The organism is Pseudomonas sp. NPDC087804, assembly GCF_044742965.1.
Lineage (GTDB): Bacteria > Pseudomonadota > Gammaproteobacteria > Pseudomonadales > Pseudomonadaceae > Aquipseudomonas > Aquipseudomonas rustica.
Genome location: NZ_JBIUVN010000001.1, coordinates 546,599 through 569,470 on the forward strand (window position 1 = coordinate 546,599; position 22,872 = coordinate 569,470).

The window sequence follows — 22,872 nt, forward strand, 5'->3', positions numbered from 1 at the left end:
CCTTTGCATTCTTGGAATTTATTCGGATCTGCTGCTGTTACCGCTGGGATTGCTGGTATGCAAGCGCTGGGCCGCGTGTCGCAACTGCGCCGAGAAGCCTTTGCTGTGACGCGTTTCTTGCGGTTTTTCCGCGTTGATCGGATGTTTCGTCATGTTTGCCGGATCGAGCGCAAACAACGATGGATCACTGAGCAAACCGTCGGCGCTCAAATTAGTGCGACCCTGCCGGCCTTGCACCCAGAGCTGGTCGAACTCGCTGGCGCGGCGACTTTCGCGCACCGCTTGCGCCACGAATTGCCCCGGCACCAGACCCAAGCCGTTACCCAACGAATCAACCTCGAATTCCCCCACCGAGGCCAGACGCAAATTGCTGCCATCGACACCGTAGCTGGTCAGCTCGTTGACCTCGGCGTAACGCTCGACCACCGGGGTGATGAAGATTGCTGGTTGCGGATCGGGGATCAGGAAATCGCTGGAATCCAGATCACTGTCGCGACTGAAACGGTTGCCGCCATCCGGTGCCGGAATGAACGGCGTGGCGATGTCGAGGGTGATCACCAGTTCGGCCTGATCGCTGGCACCGGCGCGGTCATTGATGGTGTAGGTGAACACGTCACGCAGTACCCGGCCGAGTCCGGCTGCGGCGAGCACGTCCGGGTTGCTCTGATCGATGGTGTAGGTGTAGCTGCCGTTGGCGTTGAGTACGAGCGTGCCGTAGAGGCCTTTGATCGGTTGACCGATCACACCGTCCGCGCCTGAACCCGCTTCGGCGCCGGTGCGTACGCCAACCACGACCAGGCTGTCATTGGCATCGATGTCACCATCGTTGGGCAGCACGTTGCCAGTGGTTTGTGGCCCGGCGATCTGATCGCTGGCGAAGCCGCTGTCGTTGCGTGCAATCGGCGCATCGTTGGCACCCTGAATGACCACGGTCAAACGCGCGTCGGCAGTTGCACCGGCGGTGTCGACCATGCGGTAGGTGAAGGTTTCGCTGAGGGTTTCACCGGCCGTGCGCAAGGCTTGAACAACCGGGTTGTTATTGTCGATGACGTAGGTGTAGCTGCCATCAGCATTGATCGTCAGTTGCCCATAAAGGCCCATCAATACCTGCCCGGCGCCTGCCGACTGACCGGCCTGATTGCTGACGCTCAAGACGTGTTTGCTTTCGCCATTGGCGACGCTGTCGACATCGCTGTCGTTGTCGAGCACGTTGCCGGTGGCGTTGCTGCCCGGAGTACCGTTGTTGACGCCGCCAGCTTCGACGGCCACGGATCCATCATTGACGGCGGTCGGCGTGTCGTTGCGGCCATCCACCGTCACGCGCAATTCGGCGGTGCTGGTGTCACCCCACTTGTCGACGATGGTGTAAGTGAACACTTCCGACAGGGTCTGGCCACTTTGACGCAAGGCTTGCACGGCGGCGAGGCTGTTATTGACGGTATAGGTGTAGCCGCCATCGGCGTTGAGCAACAGAGTGCCGTACTGTCCTTGCAAGGTTGTGCCCACGGTGCCGACCGTGCCGATATCGCTGGTGGTGCCGGTATGGATGCCGATCACCGTCAGCGGATCGCTTTCAGCATCGGTGTCGTTGTTGAGGACGTTGCCGCTCGGGTTGACCCCCGCTTGGCCGTTATTGACCCCGCCAGCCTCGACCGCCGTCGCTGTGTCGCCATTGGCCACCGGTGCCGAGTTGCGTCCGCGAATGATGATGTGGATTTCCGCCAGATCATTCTGCCCACCGCTGTCGGTGACCTGGTAGGTGAAACGCTCGTTGAGAAATTGCAGTGGCCCCAGCGCCAGAACGGTCGGGTTACTGGAGTCGAGGTTGTAGGTGTAGCTGCCGTCAGCGCCGATGATCAACTGACCGTAGAGGCCGTTGATCAACGTGCCGTTGCTGTTGTCGGTCTCGGCATTGACGTCGGTCAGGGTGCCGTTGGCCCCTTCAGCACCGAAGCGGATACCGGTGACGGTTTTGCTGTCACCCTGATCGACATCGGTGTCGTTGGGCAGCACGTTGCCGCTCGGATTGACCCCGTTGTCATTGCCGTTATCGGCCACGGCGACAGCCAGATCGTCTGCCGCGACCGGGGCATCCCATGCGCCGTCGATACGAATGCTCAGTTGCGCGGTATCGGTGGCACCGGCGATGTCGCGCATGCGGTAAGTGAAGGTTTCCACCAGCGAATCGCCAGCCTTCAATGCTTGAACCGCCGCCAGATTGTTGTCGAGCACGTAGCTGTAAGTGCCGTTGGCGTTGATGGTCAGGGTGCCGTACAGACCGGCGAACGATTGCGTGACGCCAATGGTGGTGAACGTCCCGCCCGCCGCTTCGGTACCACTGCGAATGCCAGTGACCAGCATCGCGTCGTTGGCATCGACATCGTTGTCATTGATCAGCACATTGCCGGTTGGATTCACCCCCGGCGTGCCATTGAACGTGCCACCGGCCTCGACCGAAACCGTGCTGTCATCCGTCGCCAGCGGGTTATCGTTGGCACCGCGAATGGTGATGGTCAGCGACGCGGTGCTGGTAGCGCCGGCGAGGTCGCGGATCTGGTAGGTGAACGTTTCGCTGAGGGTGTCGGCATTACTGCGCAGTGCCTGAACCTGTGGATTGAAGTTGTCGACCAGATAGCTGTAACTGCCGTCGGCATTCAGGGTCAGCCTGCCGTAGGTGCCATTCAAGGCACTGCCGACCAGGCCCACCGAGCTGCCTTGATTGAAGCCGACCACGCTGATGACTTCACCGTTGCCATCCACATCGGTGTCGTTGGTCAATACGTTGCCGGTCGGGTTGACGCCCGGCGTGGCGTTGTTCAATCCTCCGGCTTCGACGGCCGTGGCGCTATCGTTCTGCGCCACCGGCGCGTCGTTGCGCCCCTGAATATTGATATTCAGCGTGGCGCGATCAGTGGCGCCTGTCCTGTCGACGACCTCGTAGCTGAACGAGTCGAGGAGGCTGTTGCCAGCCCGCAAGGCCTGGACTTCAGCCATGTTGTTGTCGAGGCGATAGCTGTAGCTGCCGTCGGCATTCAGGGTCAGCCAGCCATAAGTGCCGCGCAGTTCGGTGCCCAAGGCGCCGGCGGTGCCGGTGTCGAGTTCGCTGCCGGTGCGCACCGAGGCGACCGCTTTGGTTTCGTCATAGTCATGGTTGGGCAGATCGCCAGGCACTTCGCCGCCGTCAACGTCGGTGTCGTTGTCCAGCACGTTGCCGACCGGATCCTGGCCTGGAAGCGAGTTGTTGACGCCACCGGCCTCGATAGCCAGACCGCTTTCATCGTTCGCTACCGGGTTGTCGTTTTGCCCACGGATCAACACGATGATTTCCGCCGAGTCGGTTTCCGGGGGCGCGCCAACGCCATCGCTGATGGTGTAGGTGAAGCGCTCCAGCAGTAGATCGCTGCCACGGCGCAGGGCCTGCACGTCGGCGTTGTTGTTGTCGACTTCGTAGACATAACTGCCGTCGGGGAAAATGGTCAGTGTGCCGTAGATCCCGGCAACGACAGTGCCGCCGAGATTGACTGCGACCGGCGTGCCAGCACTGCCTTCCGGACCTGCCTTGATCAGCGTGACGGTCAGCGGATCGCCGTCCGGATCGAAGTCGTTGACCGTTGCATCGCCCGCCGGATTGACGCCCGGCGTGAGGTTGTTGATGCCACCGGCTTCGGTGGCGATGCTCACCACGTTCTGCGCTACCGGTGGATCGTTGACGCCGCGCACGGTGATCACCAGTTGTGCGGTGTCAGTCAGGCCGGTGGTGTCGGTGATGCGGTAAGTGAATACTTCGGTCAGGGTCTGGCCGGTGGCCAATGCCTGTACGTCGGCGTTGGTGCTGTCAACATCGTAGAAGTACGAGCCGTCGGCGCCTATGCGCAACGTACCGTAAAGTCCTGCCACGACTGTGCCGTTGCCCGAGGTGGTGCCGGTAGCGACGCCGCTCAGTACATCGACGGCCGGGTTGTAGCTGGCTTCTGGTTTATTGATGACACCATTGACCACCAACTGACTGCTGGGCCGATCGTTGTCATCGACGTCCTGATCGACGCCGTTGCCGCCGGGTTGATCAATGCTGCCGGGGCGGCTTGGAAAGAGAATGACGTTGCCGCTCGGGTCGCTTTCTACCGCGTTGCCGTTGGTTGAGGCGGCTTGCGCTTCAGCAGCATCATCGCTGGCCACCGGATTGTCATTAGCACCCTGAATCGTGATGCGCAGTTGCGCGACATCGTCCAGACCACCGGTGTCGGTGAGGCGGTAGCTAAAGAATTCGATCAGTTGTTCGCCGGCACTCAGGCGCTGCACCGTGGTGTTGGCGTTGTTGATCACGTAGGTGTAAGTGCCATCGGGGTTGATGGTCAACGTGCCGTACGCGCCGATGATATTGGTCGGCCCGCTGACCGCCGTGAAATCACCCGAGCCCGCTTCGGCCGCCGCACGGATACCCGTCACGGTGCGGGTTTCGCCATTGGCCACGCTGTCGACGTCCTGATCGTTGGTCAACACGTTGCCGGCGGCAGGGCTGCCGGGGGTGCCGTTGTTGATGCCACCAGCCTCAACCGCCACGCCGTCGTCATTGATGCCCAGCGGCGTGTCGTTGGCGCCCTGAATGGTTACGGTCAACACGGCGGTTGACGTCGCCCCGGCAAGGTCGGCAAGCACGTAATTGAAGGTGTCTTGCAGGGTCTGGCCGGACAGCCGCAACGCCTGCACGGTGGCATTGTTGTTATCGACGACATACTCGTAGGAACCATTGCTACCGATGAGCAATTGGCCGTACAGACCGTTGACGACCACCACGCCGTTGCTCGGTATCGGGATCCCGGCGCCGGGGCCAACCGACACTACCTGCAGCGAATCGGCGTTGGTGGCGATGTCGACATCGGTGTCGTTGTCCAGCACATTGCCGCGCGGGTCGACGCCGGCCGAGGCGTTATTGGTGCCGCCGGCCTCGACGGCTGTGGCGCTGTCGTTGACGCCGACCGGGTTGTCGTTGACCGCAGCGAGGACGATTTGCAGAGTGTCGGTGTCGGTCAGTGCATCCGCTGCCGTACCGGGAATACCGTCGCCATCCGCATCGCCGTAATTACCACGGTCATTGCTGATCACGGTCAGGGTGTCGATGCCGTTGAAGTTGGCGTTGCCCAGATAACGCAAACCGGCCAGCGCGGTGTTGATGTCGGCGAGGTTGCCGGTCAGGGTCAAGGTAGCGGTGTTGGCGCCAGTGACGGTCACGCCCGGCACGGTTGCACCGAGGAACAGCGTGCCCTGCGTCACTTGCAGGATCACACTGATCGCACGGTCGTTGACGTTCGGATCGCGGTTGGCGTCGACGTCGGCAACGCTGATGCCGCCGATCGCCAGCACGATATCTTCCTGACCGTTTTGCGTGCCGGGCAGGGTGTTGACCGGCGCGTCGTTCTGTTCGACATAACCGGCGTTGGCGCTTTGCGCGGCAGCATCGCCGAGGCTGATGGTGATCTGACCAAGAGTGCCGGCATCACTGTCGACACGCACGCGCAAATCACCGATCGGTTGCGGATAGCTGACCAGGCCGGCCGGCACATCAATGCGGAACACGCCCAGCGGCAGCACGCCGAAACGGTACTGACCGTTGGCATCGGTGAGGGTGGAGAAAATCAGGTTGTCGGCAGTGGTCGCCAGATTGCCGTCGGCACCGGCCCACGTCAGGGTCACGGTTTGTCCGGCGAGGCCTGCGCCGTCCGGTGTGGCGCTGGCGGTCGGGCTGGCGGTGTCGTTCCACAACGTGCCGCTGATCACGCCGAGCCCGGCGTTGTCACGCAAGATGTATTGGTTCGGACCAACGGCGCTGCCGTCACGTTCGCCAGTGGTGGTGCCGTCAACGCCGACGCTGTTGCCGCCCCAACTGGTGAAATCTTCCGGCAGGCTGCTCCAGGTCAGTGTTGCGTTGCTGCTGGCGACGATGGTCGAGTTGGGCAGGGTGACCTGATAGCGCACTTGAATCTGCGCGCCGACGTCGAGTTGGTCGAAATTCACGCTCAAACCGCCGCTGGTACTGAAGCTCACACCGGCCGGCAGGTTGCCCGGGCCGTAGGTCACGCCGTTAATGCTGATACTGACCAGCGTGTAGTTGCTGCCGCCGGCAAAGCTGTCGCTGACTTGCGCGTCGAAGGCCGGCAGGCCGCCGTTCTGGGTGAAACTCAGTTGCACCGTGGCGTTGCCGGTGGTGCCGGTTGGATTGGGATCGAACGCAACGATCTGTTTGTCGAGGCCGCTGAAGCTTGGCTCGACGATCCGCTCCAGCACCGTATCGCTGACGGCCCGTCCGCCGCCGTTGACTATTTCCCGGGCTGTTGCACCCAACTGAACGCCGGCAACGTTGCTGGCAATGTTGGTGACCCTGACGTTGAACTCAATGGAAACACCTTCCAGATCGTCATCGTCGCCGGCGTTGACCACGTTGCCCAGATTGAACGTCACCACCTGGCTGCCGTCGGGATTGGTGATCACGGTCACGCGGCTCGGGTCGAACACGCCTTGCGGGGCGGCACCTGAAAGGTTGGCGGTAATCGGCAGGGCTTCCGGGCTGTTTTCGTTGCCATCGATATTCAGCGTGCCCCCGACGATCAGGTTGGCATCACTGCTGAGTCCACCGTTGGAAATAAAGGCGATGCGCAGCGCATTGACCAAGGCGTCAGGGGAGATGAATTGCAAGCCGTTGGCCAGGGTGATCTGTATCTGGTAATTGGGGTTGTCACCCTCGGGCACGACCATCACGACACGGTAGCGGATGACTTCGCCGACCGTCACTTGCTCGACAATTGCCGTGGTCGGCGAGGGCGCGGCGGTGTCCGGCAGACCGCCGACCCGGGAAATCTCGATGGCCTGGGCCACAGGGATAATCAATGTCGAGAGGTTGCGGTAATCGTTGAGTGTGCCGCCATTAAGTGTGCCGTCGACACCGGTGCGCTCACCGGCATTGGTGCCATCAAGGCTGGTCCACTGCACGCTGGCGACGTTGGCGACATTCGATTGCGCGGCAGCGCTGGCGTTGACGACGCCCGACAGGCGCAAGACGATGCTGCCACCCTTGGCGATGTCGATATTGGCGCCGTTGGCGGTCACCAACTGGCCATTGATGATCTGGAAATCGACGCCGCCGTTGTTGGTGGCACCGTTCTGATACAACACGCCCACCAGCGTCACGTTACTCAATTGGGTCGGCAGGTTGTCGAGGAAACTGATATCGAACGCGGTGAAATCGTTGCTGCCATTCCCATTGCTGATGGTAATGGTGAACGTCACCGTATCGCCCTGATCGTAACCACCGAGGCCAGAGGTCGAGGTGATCACCTGGTTGATCTGCAGCGTTGGTTCGCGCACGGTCACAGTGGGCTGGCCACCAGTGAGCGCGACGTTACGATCCTGCGCGACCGTGCCATTCGGCGTGCTGCCATCAGGGTCGCTGTAGGTCAGTTGCGCATTGTTTTGCAGGGAGACGTTGGCTTGGTTGGCGATGACGTTATTGGCCACCAGTTGCAGGCGAATCACGAAGGTGTTGTTGCCAGTCACGTTGTCGGCCGAAACGCTGGACACGCTGAAGGTCCAGCGCGCATCGACGCCGTCAGCGCCCAATGCGCCGCCGACACCGGCGAAACCGCTGATCAACACGCTACCGGCGAAATCGGCTCCAAGTGCGCCGCTGCCGGCGCGGGTGGTGATGATCTGATAACCGAGGCCGCCGTTGAAGCTGGTGTCCAGACGCATGCCCGGTGGAATCAGATCCTGAATGCGCAGGTTCTGCGTAGTGCCTTCGGGCAGGCTGATGACGATGTCGTAACGCATGCTTTCGCCGACCACCAGATCGCTGCCGGTGGTGTGTGTGGCGCTGGAATCGCCGTTATCCAGCGAGCCGTCGGCGAAGCCTTTTCTGATCACCGGCGCGGCGATTTGCTGGTTGGCCAGATCGGTCAGATCGGTCGGGGTGAAATCGGTGCCATTGTTGACGCTCGCGTAGTTGTTCAGGGTCGCACTCGATTGCAGGGTGCGATTGGCTTCGATGGTGCTGCTGACCACCACGTCATAACTGATCACCACGACGTTGGCGCCGCTGGTGTCAGCGGCGGTGCCGGCGCGTCCGGCGAGCAAAGTCGCCTGTCCGCCGGCATCGAGGAAGGTAATCTGGTTGCCACTGACGCTGTAATCGGTGCCGAGTACCAACAGGGTGCCGTCACCGCGATAAATCTGCAGATTGGCCGCGGCCAGACTGCCGCCAACAAAACTCAGCCCCGTGGGCAGGGTGATGCTGGTGCCGACATCGAACGCGCCGCCGCCACCGGTGTTTTCAATCGCGGTGACCAGGCGCAGGCGATCAGCGCCGTCAATGTTGCTGATGTTGCCATCCACGGCGCTCAGATCGGTGACGCTGCCATTGAACGGTACGCCGGTGCTGCCCGGTGGATTCCAGCTGCCGGTGGTGCCGGTGACGGTGCCGTTGGTGCCTGAAACCACGCCGTGTTTGATGTTCAACACTGGCTCTGCGACGGAGACGATCGCCACCACGTCCGAGGAAATCAACGTGCGATCGGTGAGGGTGGTTTGCTGGGTCGATTGCGCCAGCACATCCAGCGAGCGCTGGTCGGCAAATGGTTGATCGCCGACGCGCACGGTAAAGCGAATGACGATGCGACTGCCGGTGGTGGTGTTGGTGGCAAAACTGCCGAAGTCGAACACCACGGAATTGCCATTGGCGCTGGTCACGCTGACGACGCCGCCGGCATTGGTATTGCCCGGGCCCAGTTGCCACTGGCCGACATCGCTGCCGCTGCCCCAGGTCACGCCGTTTACGTTGAACAGCGGCAATGGCAGATACGCGGTGAGTTTGAATTGCTCGTAGTCACCGGTGACCAGGTCATAGCTCAGCTCGAACGTCACTTCATCGCCCGGACGCAGTTCGCCGTTGCCGGGTGGTGTGCCGTTATTGACCTCGACCAGACTGATGTCGACGGTACTGGTCGGAATCACGCTGGTGGTCGAGGAACCGTCGGTTTCGCTCTGACCGGTCAGGTTGAACTGATCCACCAGCAACGTGCCATCGACGGTGGCCGTGTTGCCCAGCTCATCGCCTTCATTGATGTCCGGTTGCGGGTTGCCCGACGGTGGCTTGTAGGTCTGACCGACCACGGCCGAATAGCTCAACACCGCGAGCACGGCGCCTTGCAGCGTGTCGTCGAAGGCCAGATCGCCGTTGAGCCAGCCGCGAATATTATTCGATGAATTACGCAGCGACTGGCCGATGTCGAACACGATCGAGGTGCTGCCGTCAGCGTTGGCCACTGGCGTGGTCACCAGGTTAATGGTTTGCGCAACGCCATTGATGGTCACGGTGACGGTCGGCGTGCCGCTCAGGGTCTGGCCGTCGCTGAGTTGATCGCGCACCACCAATTGCCCTTCGTTGAAGAAGTCCTTGCCGAAGGCGAAGTAGTCGGAAATCGCCACATTGAGGCTGTATTGCAGCGTGTCGCCGGGGCTGATGCCGACGTGACCGATATCGGTTTGCATCGACACGGTTTTCAGCAGCGTGATCGACTTGGCCACAAACTGTGTGCCCAGGCCGGTGCCGCTGAAATCAATGGTGGTGTTCGGTGCGGTCACGTCACGCGGATCAAGCGGCGTCCATTGCCCGGACGCGGTCGGAGGGCCCATGGTGATCGTCACAGCATCACCGGTGACCGGGTTGATCACTGGCTGACCATTGGCATCGACTTCTGGCACGTAAAACGCGACCACGGTGTCGGTCTTGCCGGTGAGGGTGGCGTACTCGACGGTGAACGAATTGATGTACACGTCATTGGCGGCCAGCAACACGGCAATTTGCGCAGGATTGCTGACCACGGTGCCGTCGTGCAGGGTGATCGACGCGAGACGGCCACCGGCCCCCGGGGTAATCGAATTGACCTGAATGTTGTCCGGCAGCGGTTGGGTGATGACCACATTGGTCAGGGTCTGCCCCGGCGCGGGTGTGGCCGACAGCGTCAGCGTGCGCGCGTAGTTGGGGCCGCTGACCGTTTCGCCTTCGGGAGCATTGATGATTTCGCTGACGGTGATGACGGTCGGATGCACGACAAACGCTGCGGTACCGGCTTGAATCAGGCTTGGGTCGTTGGTCGGATTGTCCAGCGCATCGTTACCGAACTCGAAGCCACCGCTCGCGCGTAAAGTCAGGTCAGGCGTGCCGTTGGAAAACGAGGTGTCAGCCAGATTGCTCAGGCTGGCGGTGACCTGCACGCTGATCAGCGGTTGCTGGTTGGTAACACTGGCAAACGGCAGTTCGATCACCACCAGTTTGTCGCCGGCGCGCATGCCGTAGCTGGCGGCATTGATGATCAGAAAGTTGCCGCTGGCGTCTTTTGCCAGCGGGTGGGTCGCGTTGCCATTGGCGTCAAACGTCAACACTTGGGCGGTCAGGTTCTGACCAAGGAACGTGGCGGAAATGAAGTTGACGCCGTCATCGCCGTCCTTGCCGGTGGCCGGCATGGCCAGGTTGATGAAGGGCGCGAAACCGGTTTGGCCCGAGGTATTGCTGAAATTCACGGTAAAGGTAAACCGCTCGCCGATCAGTACATCGGTGCCGGCGGTGGTGACGGTCGCAGTGGGCGCAGCGTCGGCCAGCAAGCCATCGAAGTGGCTCATGGCCAGGCCGCTGATGGCGATGCTTTTGTCGATGTCGCCGACTTTGGTTTCCAGCGTCCAGTCGCCGCCAGCCTTGGCACTGCCGGTGTCATTGCTGGAGGCGCCGACATCGGCACCTGTCCAGCGCGCCAGTTCGGTGACCAGCGTTTGCCCGGCAGCCCCAGCGCCGACGTCGCAGCCGTACAGTTGAATGTCCGCACCCTGCGTCAGGTTGCTGCGCCATTGTTCGAGGGTTTTGCTGAGGGAGTCGACGTTGTCCGAGGTAATGGTGCGATTGCCGAGGGTGAACTGGCCGGATGCGCCGTGGGACATCACCTGAATCGAATCGACCTTGCCCAATTGTGCCAATGCCGCCGAGATCGCCGCCAGGCCATCTTCACCGACGTTGACTACGATGGCGGTGACATTGCCGGGCAATTGCGCCAGCAGTTGGTCGCGGTTTTCGATTCGACTGTCGATCACCAACAGACTGCGCGCGGCAGAAGGCGCCTGTTCTGGCGTGGCGCGGGCTTCGGTGGGCGTGGCATGCGGGACTTGTGCATCGACCGCTGCCGGCGGCGCAGCAGGGTCGCTGTGATGCTGGTCGACAGCGGCAGACGCGGCGGCGCCGTCAAAGAGAATCCTTGGCTCCAGCGCAAGGGCCTGACGTTGTGGGCGCAAATGGGAGCCAAACTGCGAACGAGGAGACTCTTGCATCGTTTCCATACCTCTAACTGCGTGGTCAGAAATTTCGTCCGTATCAAGTCCTTTACGAACAGATTCAGCGTAGGGGCTTTCTTGTGATTTTCCAGTTTGTTGAGACTGTAGCCCATGCAGAAGCGGATTGGGTTGGCCAAGTCGTTGGCGGGTGTGTAGGGTCGGGCGCGGGCAACAAAGCCATTCGGAGAAATTCCGGGTATCAACAGCAGGGCCTTACAGGAGTGAACGTGAAGATGGAATGCTGCAGGAAATGGTTTTGAAGACGACTCGACTACTGGTTGCTTTGGTTTTGGTGATAGTGGCGGGTTGCCACGGCGATCAGGATTTCGATTACAACGAGCGCGTCATGCCGCAATACCTTGCGCACCGGGACAAGGTTAATGAGGTTCAACAAAGGGTCGAAAGCGGGGAATTTACCTTCGATTACTACTCGTTGAAGTACCGGACGATGCAACGCTTGAGTGAAGCCGCGCGGGAGGCCACGGCAGAGGTCTATAACCTGCCCCACAGTGCCCACGCCAACGGCTTTTCTCAGGCGTTGGCGCGCTACTACGAGACTGAGGCGGTCTACTATCTGTGGGTAAAGCGCTACATCCAGAAGAAGGGTAATTTCAACGGGTTGATGTTGCTGACAAAAATTAACACTGCGCACGCAAAACTCCAGGAGCTCTCGCAACAGGTTCAACTGACTCAACTTGAATTCTTCAAACTGGCCGGCATTCAGACGCCCGGCTAAGGCGCTTGAGCAGGGCGGGCCATTGGCGCACTGCAAGACAGCGGTCTAGGCTGAACTTTCCGGCGCGCGAACCTTGGCGAAAACCCTCAATCGCAGCGTCGCAATTTACCGGGAGCGACGGCCCGACCGGGCCAGGAGTGGGATCCATGAAAGCCGGAACACCTGTTTTGTGCCTGTTCTTCAGCCTGATCCTCAGCCCCGTGGTGCATGCCGACGATCCGCCGGCAACCGACGACAGCCCGCCGGTCAACCCGCAGGTGGTCGACAAACTCATCGACATGGGCAATTACCTGCGCAGCCTGCCGAAGTTTCAGGTCGATGCCGATGTGTCGCGGGACACCGTTCTGGAGTCCGGGCAGAAAATCAAAACCGAGTCGTCCAATACCCTGAAGGTCGTCGGCCATGACCGCATGTACGCCAAAACCGAAGGCGACGTGCGCACTCGCGAGTTTTTCTACAACGGCAAAAAACTCACTCAGTATTCGCCGTACCTCAAGTACTACACCACCGTCGATGCGCCGCCGAAGGTCGCCGAGGCGCTGCACATGATCGAGGATCACTACGGCGTGCAAGTGCCGATGGAAGATCTGTTTTTGTTCGGCAGCGACCAGTCGCAGATTGATGCGCTGAAAGCGGCGTTGTACGTCGGGCCGTCGACGATTAAGGGGCAACTGTGCGATCACCTGGCGTTTCGGCAGGAGGGCATTGACTGGCAACTGTGGATCACCCGCTCCGAGAAGCCGTTGCCGTGCAAACTGGTGATTACCACCACCGACGAAAAAAGCTCGCCTGAATACAGTGCCGTGTACCACTGGAATCTCAAACCGACGATTGCAGATTCGATCTTCACCTTCAAACCGGCCAAGGGCGACGTGGCGATCGCGATGAAGAAAGCCAGCGATCAGGGAGGGCAGTGACATGATCAAGTCAATGTCGTGGAGTTTGTGCATCTCACTGGCGACCGCTGCGCTGCTGACCGCCGGCCTGATCGCTGAAGCGGACGCCAGACCCATGCGCGCCCAAGGGCATGCGCGAGCCTCGGTCAACCGCGCCCCTGCGCCGAATGTACATCGCGCGCAACGGATCAACCCGCCGCAGCGGGCGAATGTGAACGCCGGCAATCGGGCGCACGCGGGTAATCGGGTCAACTCGGGCAACCGGGTCAATGCCGGTAACAACGTCGGCAATCGCAATTACGTCAACAACAGCACACGCAATGTGAACGTCAATAACCACCGTGACGTCGACATCGACGTGGATGGCCATGGTCGCTACGGCTACGACGACCATTACCACCCGATAGCAACCGCCGCCGCCGTGACGGCCACCGTCGCGGTGACGGCAGCGGTAGTCGGTTCCATAATGACGCCTGCGCAAATGCCCAGCAGTTGTACGCAGGTCATCCGTTACAACGTCGCCTACATGCAATGCGGCTCAACCTGGTATCAACCGCAGTATCAGGGCAGCGACGTGACCTACGTGGTGGTCAACGCGCCATAACCCTTGCAAGAGCAAAGCGTGCCCGCAAAAAAACCGCCGTCCCGATCAACCGGAACGACGGTTTTTTAGCAGAAGCCCCTTCAATCCCTGTAGGAGCTGCCGAAGGCTGCGATCTTTTGATCTTGCTATTAAAGATCAAGAGATCGCAGCCTTCGGCAGCTCCTACAGAGGTCAAAAACGTCTACTACTCGATGCAAATTGGGCAGGCCATGGCGGACTCTTCGCGAGCAAGCCCGCTCCCACAGGTTTTGAGTACACCAAAAAACTTGATGTTTACCGCAAAACCACTGTGGGAGCGGGCTTGCTCGCGAAGGGGCCGGTTCATTCAGCGTCGATGTTGAATGACCGGATGCGTTCGCGAGCAAGCTATTTATGGAGGGCGGTATAGGACTGGCTCAAATCACTGGCCCAGCCATCGAGCACCACTTTGATGTCATCGGCCTTGAGGATTTGCTTGTCATTGTCCAGCGGCACCCCGGTGCCTTTGCGCACGACTTCGGCAACCACTTCACCGGTCGAGCCATCCTCAAACGACACTTCAGTGCTGATCTCGCTGTCCTGATCACGGATCCCGGTGGCCGTGCTCACGCCAGCGGCGACCAGAGTCACCGGCAGCCATTCATAGAAGCGCAAACCCTGGGTGCTGGTCGCCACCCGGGTGATGGCGGGTCTGACAATTAACGTGTTCGGGCCGGGTTTGTTGACGATATGCAGCACCTTGCCCAATTCGAGCCTGAGCGCCGCGTCGTAGTAATCGGTGACGCCGGCCAGCGTGCTGAGGGGTATCCGTTCAGTCGGGACGGCGCTGGGGTAAAACTGGCTCGGCGCAAGGTAGACCTGGGTATAGCGCGCTCTGGCCAACGCCGGGCTGACCCAGCTCAGCACCGGTTGACCCGAAGGCGAGTGGCGCTCCGTCAGCACGCTGTAGCTCTGCAGAAATCCGCTTTTCGGTTCAACTTTGTTATTGCTGCAGGCTGACAGACTCAGGGTGGTCGCCATGACCAGCGAGAGTGAGCGAATGCGCATCATCAACGTGCTTCCTTTTGGTGAGACGGGGTGTTGTCCGAGCACTCGATGTGCAGATGACCGTGGCTCATGACCCACTCGATAAGGTCCGCGGTGGAAATGCTGTGAACGTACTCAACCCAGTGCGCATTGGTCGGGCTGAAGTGCTCGAAATAACGACGCAGGACGACCCGGGTCTGATCGTTGGAAACCCCCAGGCATGACTCCTGAAAAACGATCGGCGTATCGTGCCCGAGCGCGCCGGTACGCTGGCTCAGAATCAATGGGCGATTGGCGGTGTGGCTTTTGCTGTTATGGCCGCTGTTGAAATCCATCATGCAAACCCTTTGGATTGGAATGCGCACAGGGTGCCCGAGGGTTTTTGCCGGACGATGTCCGCTTGATGTCGCTCCGGACGAAATGTTGCTCGATTGAAATAAATGACCCGCAGCGGCAAATGGCTTTAGATTGGCGGCTTTCGGTCCATGGATTTTGTACCCGTGAGCAAATTGCTGTTCGTCGACGATGACGTGGAAATCCTCTCCCTGTTGAAGAAGTTCTTCACCCAGCACGGCTATGACGTGGACGTGGCGGAGAACGGTGAAGCCATGTGGGCGGCGATTGCGCAAAGCCGCCCGGACACGCTCATTCTCGACGTGATGATGCCCGGCGAAGGTGGCCTGAGTTTGTGTCAGAAGGTTCGTGCGCAGATGGGCATTCCGATCATCATGCTCACGGCCATGGCCGAGTTGAGCGATCGCATTGTCGGCCTCGAACTGGGCGCCGATGACTACCTGACCAAACCGTTCGCCCCGCAGGAATTGCTTGCTCGTGTCCGCGCATTGCAACGCCGCGCCGGTGAACAGGCCAGTCCGGTTGAGCCGTCGCGACCGGTGATTGCCTTTGCCGGTTGGCATCTGGACATCACTTGCCGCGAATTGCGCTCACCCGAAAACGTGATGATTCCGCTGTCCGGCGGCGAGTTCGATCTGCTGGTGGTGTTCCTTGATCACCCGCAGCGCATCCTCACGCGCGAACAGTTGATCGACCTTACGCACGGCCAGGGTCACGATGCCTTTGATCGCAGTATCGATGTGCAGGTCAGCCGTTTGCGCCGCAAGATCGAGCCGGACTGCAAACGTCCGGATTTGATCCGTACGGTGCGCAATGGCGGCTATATGTTCACTGCCAAGGTCAGCCGCACGTGATCGGGCGGCTACTGCGCGGCGACACGCTGCGGCGACGCATTGCCCTGACCATCGTCGCGGCGATGTTGGCTTCGGTGGCGTTGAATGCTTTGTTTATTCAAGTCGCCGGCATCTGGGCGCGTCCGCCCATCGAACGCACCGGCCTGCTCGAGCAGATCGCCGTCACCTCGCGGTTGATCGAGGTCGCGCCCGCTGACTTGCGCCCGCAACTGGCGCAAGCCGCCAGCAGCGACATGCTGCAAGTGGTGTGGAAGGCGCAGCGCGCCGATTTTGGTTTGCCCAACGACGGCGCCCGCGTTGAAGCGAGTCGGGTGCCGGTGCTGGAGCAGTTGTTGGGGGGTGATCGAAACATCGAAGCGTTCAACCCCGGTGACTGGACGCGGGACAATCCTCAGGCGCATTACGCCGCGCTGGTGCAATTGGTCGATGGCAGCTGGTTGTCATTCACCCCGCCTGAAAGGAGTTGGGGCCTGGAAATCGGCACGCGGATCGCGATCATCATCGCGCTGGGATTGATCGCAACGTTCCTCGTCGCCTGGGTCGCCACTCGGCAATTGGCCAATCCCCTGCAACGCTTCGCCATTGCCGCCCGACGTTTCGGCACCGACCTGCGCGCACCGCCGATCAAGGTCGAAGGGCCGCACGAGATTCGCCAGGCCATCGTCGCCTTCAACACCATGCAGGCGCAGATTCAGCATTTCATTGCCGAGCGCACGCACATGCTCGCTTCGATTTCCCACGACTTGCGCGCGCCGCTGACACGCATGCGTCTGCGCAGCGAATTCATGGAAGACCTCGACCATCAGCGCAAACTGATCCGCGATGTCGAAGAGATGCAATCGATGATCAACGCGGCGCTGGAGTTCTTCCGCGAAGACACCCATCGCGAGGCGACAACGGCGTTCGATCTGTCCGAGTTGCTGCAAACCATCGTCGACGATTACCGCGACCAGCATATCGAGGTCGACTTCAACGGCCCGGCGCATCTGGTTTACAACGGCCGGCCGCTGGGCATCAAACGGGTGATCGTCAATCTGCTGGAAAACGCCGTGAAGTACGCGCGCAACCCGCGCATCACTTTGAACCGTGATGATTACGCGATTCGCATCGAGGTCAGCGACGAAGGGCCGGGCATTCCGGAAGAGGCGCTGGAAAAGGTCTTCGACCCGTTCTTCCGTCTGGAGACTTCGCGCAACCGCAGCACCGGTGGCGTCGGCCTCGGACTGTCGGCGGCGCGAGCGATCATACGGGAGCAGGGCGGTGATCTGACGTTGCGCAATCAGCGCCGCAAAGGTTTGGTGGCGCGCGTCGAGCTGGCCGTCGCGCCGACGCTATTGGGCTAACCACTCCAGCGCGATGCCGACGCGGGAGGATTGCCGGCGATCTAACGGCTCAGGTGCGTCGGTCTGGTTGCGATAGCCATTCGGGCTCGTAGCGAGATGCTTCTGGAAGGTGCGGCGCATGCGTTCCTCGCGACCAAAACCGACGGTTTCGGCGATTCGCTTGATCGGTTCATGGCTGGTTTTCAACAATCGGCAGGCCGCCTCAAGACGCAATTGTTCGACCGCTTGCGCCGGTGTCTGCCCGGTCGCGGCGACATAGGCGCGGGCGAAGTGCCGAGGACTCATGCCGAATTGCTCGGCCAGTCGTTCCACGCGTAAATCTTCGTTGAGGTGCCCGGCAATCCACGCGTGCAGCCGCGCCACACGCACGTCCGGATCAGTGCGCAAAGCACTCGATTGTGCGTTGAGTGAGGCGCTTAGCTGCGGTTGTGCCGCGCCGCGCCAGAGGAATACCGTGAAATAACGCGCCAGTGACAGCGCCGCTTGCGCGCCCAAATCCTGTTCAACCAGCCCCAATGCCAAATCGATGCCCGCCGTCGCGCCGCCACACGTCCACAGATTGTCGTCGTGCAGGTACAGCGCGTCGGTCTGGCAGCGCACCGCCGGATAACGCGCCTGCAATTCAGCGGCGAATTTCCAGTGCGTCACCACTTGGCGCCCGTCGAGCAATCCGGCAGCCGCGAGGGCAAAGGTGCCGGTGCCAATCGAGCAGAGCCGGCGGATGTTTGCAGAGCGAACCCGCAACCAGTCGCAAGCACGCTCGTCAGCCTCAAGTGCCGCCATGCCCGGGCCGCCGGCGACAATCAGCGTATCGATCTGCGGCGCCTTTTGATCGATTTGCTCAAGCGAGCACGTACTCACGCTGATCCCCGAAATCGACATCACCTGACCACCCTGCGCCGAAGCGATCAACAGTCGGTAGGGCGGGCTGTCGATAAACGCTCCGCCGAGCACGCGCGGGATCGCCGCAAACACCTCCAGTGGTCCGGCGGCGTTGAGCAACAGCAAATCATCGAACGCCAACACCACCACGGTACGCACGGGCTGCGGCGCGATGTCCGGGATGGCAGGAAAGGAGGGGTGTTTGGCATGGAGCGGCACGGCGGGCCTCGACATACTGAATTCAACGCAAAAATGAGATCACGACAATGCCGGTAAAACCTTCTGCTGCCAAGCCATCGCTCACTCTGAAAGCGCTGTTGTGCTGCGCTGCGTTGTTGATCGCACATCCGCTTTGGGCGGCGAACGAGGGGCTGAAAGTCGGTGACCAGAGCGGTTTGACTCAGGCGCTGCTGCACGCCGCCGGCGAGGACGAGGGCATCACGTATTCGCTGTCGTGGCATCCATTCCTGGCCGGCACGACGATGCTTGAAGCACTGAGTGCCGGGGCCATCGACGTCGGTGTGGTCGGCAATGCGCCGCCGGTATTCGCTCAGGCCGGCGGCTACGATGTGCGCATCGTCGGTGTGGCCAGTGGCGCGCAAAACAACAATGCACTGCTGGTGCCGGAAGGCTCCACCGTCACGCAAGTTGCCGACCTTAAAGGTCAACGCGTGGCCGTGGCCAAAGGCAGTAGCGGCCATTACCTTTTACTCGCGGCCCTGCAGCGTGCCGGGCTGACGCCGCGTGATGTGAACATTGCTTACGTCAGCCCGGTGGATGCGCAAAACGCTTTCGCCAGCGGCAAACTCGATGGCTGGGCGGTGTGGTATCCGTTTGTGGGGCAAGCGACGTCTCGCGGCGCCCGAGTGTTGCTGGACGGCAGCGGCTGGCCGGAAACCGGTTTGAACTTCACCGTCGCCGGCCTGCAAACCCTGAACGACCCGCAGCGGGCAGCGCAACTCGGTGACCTGCTGGGCAGATTTGCCCGCGCTCAAGCCTGGGCCACCGCGCATCCACAAGCGTGGGCTGAGGTGTTCGCGCAAACCACGCGCCTGCCGGTCGCGCTGGTGCAAGAGATGCTTGCACATCAGGATCTGCGTTATGTGCCGATTGAAAAAACCGTCATCGATTCGCAGCAGCATCTGGCCGACATGTTCGTCGCCGAGCGCTTGATTCCGCGACCGCTGCAGGTCGAGCAAATCTTCGACGACCGCTTTAACCGCTTGCTGCCCAACCCTCAATAACCCTTTGAACTGACCGTGCCGCGTTGCTCGCGGCCGGGATTTACTCGCCTGGAGAAAAGTCATGCCTCAACTGCATCCCACCACACTCAAGCGTCGCAAAACCGGCCTCATCGCCGTCGATCACGCCCGTAGCGCCGGCGGCTATACGCTATTCGCACCGCAAACGGCGGACGGCAATGTGTTCCTCATCGACCTCGATGGCGAAGTCGTGCACCGCTGGAAACTCCCGCAACGCCCCGGTCGCGACGCGGTAATCTTGCGCAACGGCAACCTCGGCTACAACGGCAATCACCCGGATTCGCCGGATCTGTTTCCGGGCTGGTCGGTGTGGCACGGCGGCGCGTTCAGCGAAGTCACCCCGGACGGCGAAGTGGTCTGGCAGCACACCGATCTGCTTCATCACCACGATGCGCAATGGCTGGATAACGGCCATCTGCTCTACACCACCGCCGAGCCGTTGCCGCCGGAACTGGCGAAGCGCGTGGTCGGCGGCATTCCCGGCAGCGAGGCGCCGGGCGGGGTGATTTATGCCGACGTGGTCAAGGAAGTCGATCGCCAAGGCAACACGGTGTGGGAATGGCGCAGCTGGGAACACCTGCAACCCGAAGACTATCCGCTGCACGAAGCCTTCGAGCGGCATCACTGGCCAATGACCAACGCGGTGACGCCGGGCCGTGACGGCAAGGTGATTCTCAGCCTGCGCAGCGTGTCTTCGGTGATCGCTGTGCAACGTGGCAGCGGCGAGGTGTTGTGGCGTCTGGGCCACGATTTGGTCGCCCAGCAACATTGCCCGAGCGAACTGGAAAACGGCAACGTGCTGGTGTTCGACAACGGCATCTTCCGCCCGCACGTGAGCATGCCGCACTCGCGCATCCTCGAAATCAATCCGTCGACTCAGCGCATCGAATGGCAATACGCCGACACCCCGGGCTATGCGTTTTTCACCCCGTTCATGGGCGGCGCGCAGCGGTTGCATAACGGCAACACGCTGGTCACCGAGGCCAATTTCGGCCGGTTGTTTGAAGTGACGCCAGCCGGCGATGTGGTCTGGGAATACGTCAATCCACACTTCGCCACGTACCCCGATGCCGCCTCGCGACGCTACCTGCCGGGGGAAAACAACGCGATCTTCCGCGCTCACCGCTATCAACGCGAAGACCTGCCATGGCTGCGTGACTGAAAACCCATAAACCTCAACCGCAACGATCACGCTCACGCAGGCCACGCGCAGCGAAGTATCGATTCCTCTCAAAGAGCTGCGTGATGCAGCTCCAGGAACCACCGATGAATCTTCTTTATTCGCGCAATTTTTCTGCGACCGCTCTGGGCTTGTGTTCGTTAATGCCGCTGCTGCCGGCGATCGCCAATGATTTACCCGGCAACAGCGATGTTCTGCAAACGGTAACGGTCGAGTCCCGTCGTCGTAGCGAAGATGCACAGCAAGTGCCCACGGCAATGAGCGTGCTCGGCGCGCAAACCCTTGAGGAACAGCGCTTGTATCGCCTGCAGGATTTGCAGCAGGCGATGCCGAGCGTCAACGTCGCGTTTATGCACGCTCGGCAGTCGAGCTTGTCGATTCGTGGCTTGGGCAACAATCCGGCGAGCGATGGTCTGGAAGGCAGCGCCGGGATCTATCTGGACAACGTCTATCTCGGCCGCCCCGGCATGGCCGTATTCGACCTGCTCGATGTCGAGCAGATCGAATTGCTGCGCGGCCCGCAAGGCACCTTGTTCGGCAAGAACACCACGGCTGGCGTGCTCAACATCACCACGCGTCGCCCCTCAGCGACACCGCAAGGCACCCTCGCGACGTCGGTCGGCGAGGACGGTTACTCGCAGACTCAAGCGAGTTTTTCCGGGCCGTTGAATGACACGCTCACCGGGCGCATCGCCGCTTACAAGACTCATGAAAACGGCTACGTGAAAAACGAGTACGACGGCCATGAACTCGGCGGCGGCATGCGCCAAGGCGTTCGTGGGCAACTGGAGTTTCAGCCCAACGAGGATTTCAATCTGCGCTGGCTCGCCGATTATCACGAGGAGGATTCCAGTGCCGGCACGCGTTCGCTGTTCAGCACCGGGCCGGTGATCAACGGCGTCAACCGTTACCAACAGCGTGCAGCGGCGGTCGGCGCGACGCTGGTGGACGGCCGTCGGGTCAATCTGGATGCCGATCAGAACGTCACAGTGTTTCAGGGCGGCACCTCGCTGGAAGCCAACTGGAATCTGGCCGGGGATTACACGCTGACGTCGATCAGCGCCTATCGCTGGTGGGATTTCACCCCGCGCAATGATGATGAGCTGAACGTCGACGTGATGCACAACGTCGGGCAATCCGCGCGCGACAAACAGTATTCGCAAGAGATTCGTCTGGCCTCACCGGTGGGTGAACATTTCGACTACGTGCTCGGCGCCTATTACTTCCGCCAGGAAATGAGCAACACCGTGTTCACCGATTACGGCCCGTTGGCGGACACGTGGAACGGTACCCCGCAGGGCGCGCTGAACAACGTCACCAGCATCGGCCATGGCGATGTCGACACCGACAGTTACGCCACGTTTGCCCAAGGCACCTGGCACCTGACGCCAACCGTGGATTTCAGCCTGGGCGTGCGCGGCACCTATGAACGCAAACTCGCAGAGGTCACCCGCAACGCGCCGCTCGGTGGCGATGCGGCCAGCGCCGCTGCATTGCGCGTCAGAGATGCGAGGGTCGGTGCTTACGATTCCGGCGACTTGAGCCTCTACAGTTTCAGCCCCTCGGCGCTGGCCAGTCTGGCCTGGCATGTCAGTGATCAAGTGCTGGCGTACGGTTCGTTGTCGCACGGCGAGAAATCCGGCGGCGTCAATCTCGGCGTGGCCAGCGCCCCCGTCGCGGGTGCCGATTCACTGTTGATCGGCAGCGAACGCGCCAACGACGCCGAACTGGGCATCAAAACCACGCTGCTCGACCAGCGCTTGCTGCTCAATGCCAACCTGTTCTGGACGGTGGTGCATGGCTACCAGACCAACGCCTATGACGATGTCTCGCTCACCAGCTATTTGACCAACGCCGGCACGGTGCGCAGTCGAGGCCTGGAACTCGACAGCAGCTGGCGGCCGGTATCGGGTCTGACGATCAACGCCAACGGCTCGTTCAACGATGTGCGTTACCTGTCTTACGACGATGCACCGTGTCCCGCCGAAGTGGCTTTGCGCCCCGGCGCCCCGGCATCCTGCGACCTCAGTGGCCACGCGGTGGTGGGCGCGTCGAAATGGATCTTCAACACCAACGCCAGTTATCAATGGAATCTGGAGGGCGGCCTGCAACCCTACGTCAACGGTAACTACGCCTGGCGCTCGCATGCGGTCGGCACCGTTGATGATTCCAGTGAAGCGCAGTTGCCGGGCTATGGACTGGTCAACCTGTCCACTGGTGTACGCGGCGATTGGGGCAAAGGTCAGTGGGACGTGTCGTTGTGGCTGAAAAATGCCTTCGACAAGACTTACTACACCACGCTGTGGAACTCGCCGAATGGCGCGTATACGGGAGTGTTGGGCACACCGAGGACGCTGGGGATGACGGCGCGTTACGATTTTTGAACCGG

At 61.0% G+C, this 22,872-nt stretch carries 12 protein-coding genes; 8 read left to right on the forward strand and 4 right to left on the reverse strand.

The features are described 5' to 3' along the window. Window positions 1-18: 18 nt before the first annotated feature. On the reverse strand, window positions 19-11,364 hold the full coding sequence (locus tag ACIOMO_RS02455; protein ID WP_401237830.1) for a VCBS domain-containing protein: 11,346 nt from the start codon (window positions 11,362-11,364) through the stop codon (window positions 19-21). A gap of 241 nt (window positions 11,365-11,605) precedes the next feature. On the opposite strand from ACIOMO_RS02455, the gene ACIOMO_RS02460 reads away from it, so the two are divergent. The 3 genes from ACIOMO_RS02460 to ACIOMO_RS02470 all read left to right on the forward strand — a co-directional run bounded on the left by ACIOMO_RS02460 (window position 11,606) and on the right by ACIOMO_RS02470 (window position 13,603). Further along, the gene (locus ACIOMO_RS02460; RefSeq protein WP_401237832.1) at window positions 11,606-12,103 is read left to right on the forward strand and encodes a hypothetical protein; all 498 of its coding nucleotides are present in this window, start codon (window positions 11,606-11,608) and stop codon (window positions 12,101-12,103) included. A gap of 146 nt (window positions 12,104-12,249) precedes the next feature. Next, window positions 12,250-13,020 (forward strand): DUF2092 domain-containing protein, encoded by a 771-nt coding sequence (locus ACIOMO_RS02465; RefSeq protein WP_401237834.1) that lies wholly within the window; start codon window positions 12,250-12,252, stop codon window positions 13,018-13,020. 1 nt (window position 13,021) lies between these two features. Continuing rightward, the gene (locus tag ACIOMO_RS02470; RefSeq protein WP_159811806.1) at window positions 13,022-13,603 is read left to right on the forward strand and encodes a hypothetical protein; all 582 of its coding nucleotides are present in this window, start codon (window positions 13,022-13,024) and stop codon (window positions 13,601-13,603) included. A 366-nt stretch (window positions 13,604-13,969) separates the two neighbouring features. Here the strand turns inward: ACIOMO_RS02470 and ACIOMO_RS02475 are convergent, their stop codons facing one another. Both ACIOMO_RS02475 and ACIOMO_RS02480 read right to left on the reverse strand, forming a co-directional pair. Continuing rightward, on the reverse strand, window positions 13,970-14,632 hold the full coding sequence (locus ACIOMO_RS02475) for a DUF3313 domain-containing protein (RefSeq protein WP_400645536.1): 663 nt from the start codon (window positions 14,630-14,632) through the stop codon (window positions 13,970-13,972). Next, window positions 14,632-14,946: a hypothetical protein gene (locus ACIOMO_RS02480; protein WP_282351683.1), complete on the reverse strand. Its 315-nt coding sequence runs from the start codon at window positions 14,944-14,946 to the stop codon at window positions 14,632-14,634. Before ACIOMO_RS02480 ends, ACIOMO_RS02475 begins: the two co-directional genes overlap by 1 nt. Before the next feature lie 147 nt (window positions 14,947-15,093). Between ACIOMO_RS02480 and ACIOMO_RS02485 the strand changes: the two genes are divergently transcribed. Next, window positions 15,094-15,816, forward strand: coding sequence for a response regulator (locus tag ACIOMO_RS02485; protein ID WP_282351685.1), 723 nt, complete (start codon window positions 15,094-15,096; stop codon window positions 15,814-15,816). Then, window positions 15,813-17,159 (forward strand): ATP-binding protein, encoded by a 1,347-nt coding sequence (locus tag ACIOMO_RS02490; protein ID WP_401237837.1) that lies wholly within the window; start codon window positions 15,813-15,815, stop codon window positions 17,157-17,159. Before ACIOMO_RS02485 ends, ACIOMO_RS02490 begins: the two co-directional genes overlap by 4 nt. Here ACIOMO_RS02490 and ACIOMO_RS02495 read toward each other — a convergent pair. Further along, window positions 17,148-18,260, reverse strand: a complete 1,113-nt coding sequence (locus tag ACIOMO_RS02495) for a GlxA family transcriptional regulator (protein ID WP_401237839.1) — start codon at window positions 18,258-18,260, stop codon at window positions 17,148-17,150. The genes ACIOMO_RS02490 and ACIOMO_RS02495 overlap by 12 nt on opposite strands. Window positions 18,261-18,307: 47 nt before the next feature. On the opposite strand from ACIOMO_RS02495, the gene ACIOMO_RS02500 reads away from it, so the two are divergent. The 3 genes from ACIOMO_RS02500 to ACIOMO_RS02510 all read left to right on the forward strand — a co-directional run bounded on the left by ACIOMO_RS02500 (window position 18,308) and on the right by ACIOMO_RS02510 (window position 22,867). Beyond that, window positions 18,308-19,285, forward strand: coding sequence for an ABC transporter substrate-binding protein (locus tag ACIOMO_RS02500; protein WP_401237841.1), 978 nt, complete (start codon window positions 18,308-18,310; stop codon window positions 19,283-19,285). A 61-nt stretch (window positions 19,286-19,346) separates the two neighbouring features. Further along, complete coding sequence (locus tag ACIOMO_RS02505; RefSeq protein WP_159811801.1) at window positions 19,347-20,465, forward strand: aryl-sulfate sulfotransferase; 1,119 nt, start codon at window positions 19,347-19,349, stop codon at window positions 20,463-20,465. 161 nt (window positions 20,466-20,626) lie between these two features. Next, the gene (locus ACIOMO_RS02510; protein ID WP_401239400.1) at window positions 20,627-22,867 is read left to right on the forward strand and encodes a TonB-dependent receptor; all 2,241 of its coding nucleotides are present in this window, start codon (window positions 20,627-20,629) and stop codon (window positions 22,865-22,867) included. Window positions 22,868-22,872: the final 5 nt, after the last annotated feature.

What these genes read in the sequence shown, in the direction of transcription:
- ACIOMO_RS02470 (WP_159811806.1), top strand. Translation starts at nt 13,022, where the DNA reads ATGATCAAGTCAATGTCGTGGAGTTTGTGCATCTCACTGGCGACCGCT.
- ACIOMO_RS02455 (WP_401237830.1), bottom strand. Translation starts at nt 11,364, where the DNA reads ATGCAAGAGTCTCCTCGTTCGCAGTTTGGCTCCCATTTGCGCCCACAA.
- ACIOMO_RS02510 (WP_401239400.1), top strand. Translation starts at nt 20,627, where the DNA reads ATGCCGCTGCTGCCGGCGATCGCCAATGATTTACCCGGCAACAGCGAT.
- ACIOMO_RS02500 (WP_401237841.1), top strand. Translation starts at nt 18,308, where the DNA reads ATGCCGGTAAAACCTTCTGCTGCCAAGCCATCGCTCACTCTGAAAGCG.
- ACIOMO_RS02460 (WP_401237832.1), top strand. Translation starts at nt 11,606, where the DNA reads ATGCTGCAGGAAATGGTTTTGAAGACGACTCGACTACTGGTTGCTTTG.
- ACIOMO_RS02485 (WP_282351685.1), top strand. Translation starts at nt 15,094, where the DNA reads ATGGATTTTGTACCCGTGAGCAAATTGCTGTTCGTCGACGATGACGTG.
- ACIOMO_RS02475 (WP_400645536.1), bottom strand. Translation starts at nt 14,632, where the DNA reads ATGATGCGCATTCGCTCACTCTCGCTGGTCATGGCGACCACCCTGAGT.
- ACIOMO_RS02480 (WP_282351683.1), bottom strand. Translation starts at nt 14,946, where the DNA reads ATGATGGATTTCAACAGCGGCCATAACAGCAAAAGCCACACCGCCAAT.
- ACIOMO_RS02465 (WP_401237834.1), top strand. Translation starts at nt 12,250, where the DNA reads ATGAAAGCCGGAACACCTGTTTTGTGCCTGTTCTTCAGCCTGATCCTC.
- ACIOMO_RS02505 (WP_159811801.1), top strand. Translation starts at nt 19,347, where the DNA reads ATGCCTCAACTGCATCCCACCACACTCAAGCGTCGCAAAACCGGCCTC.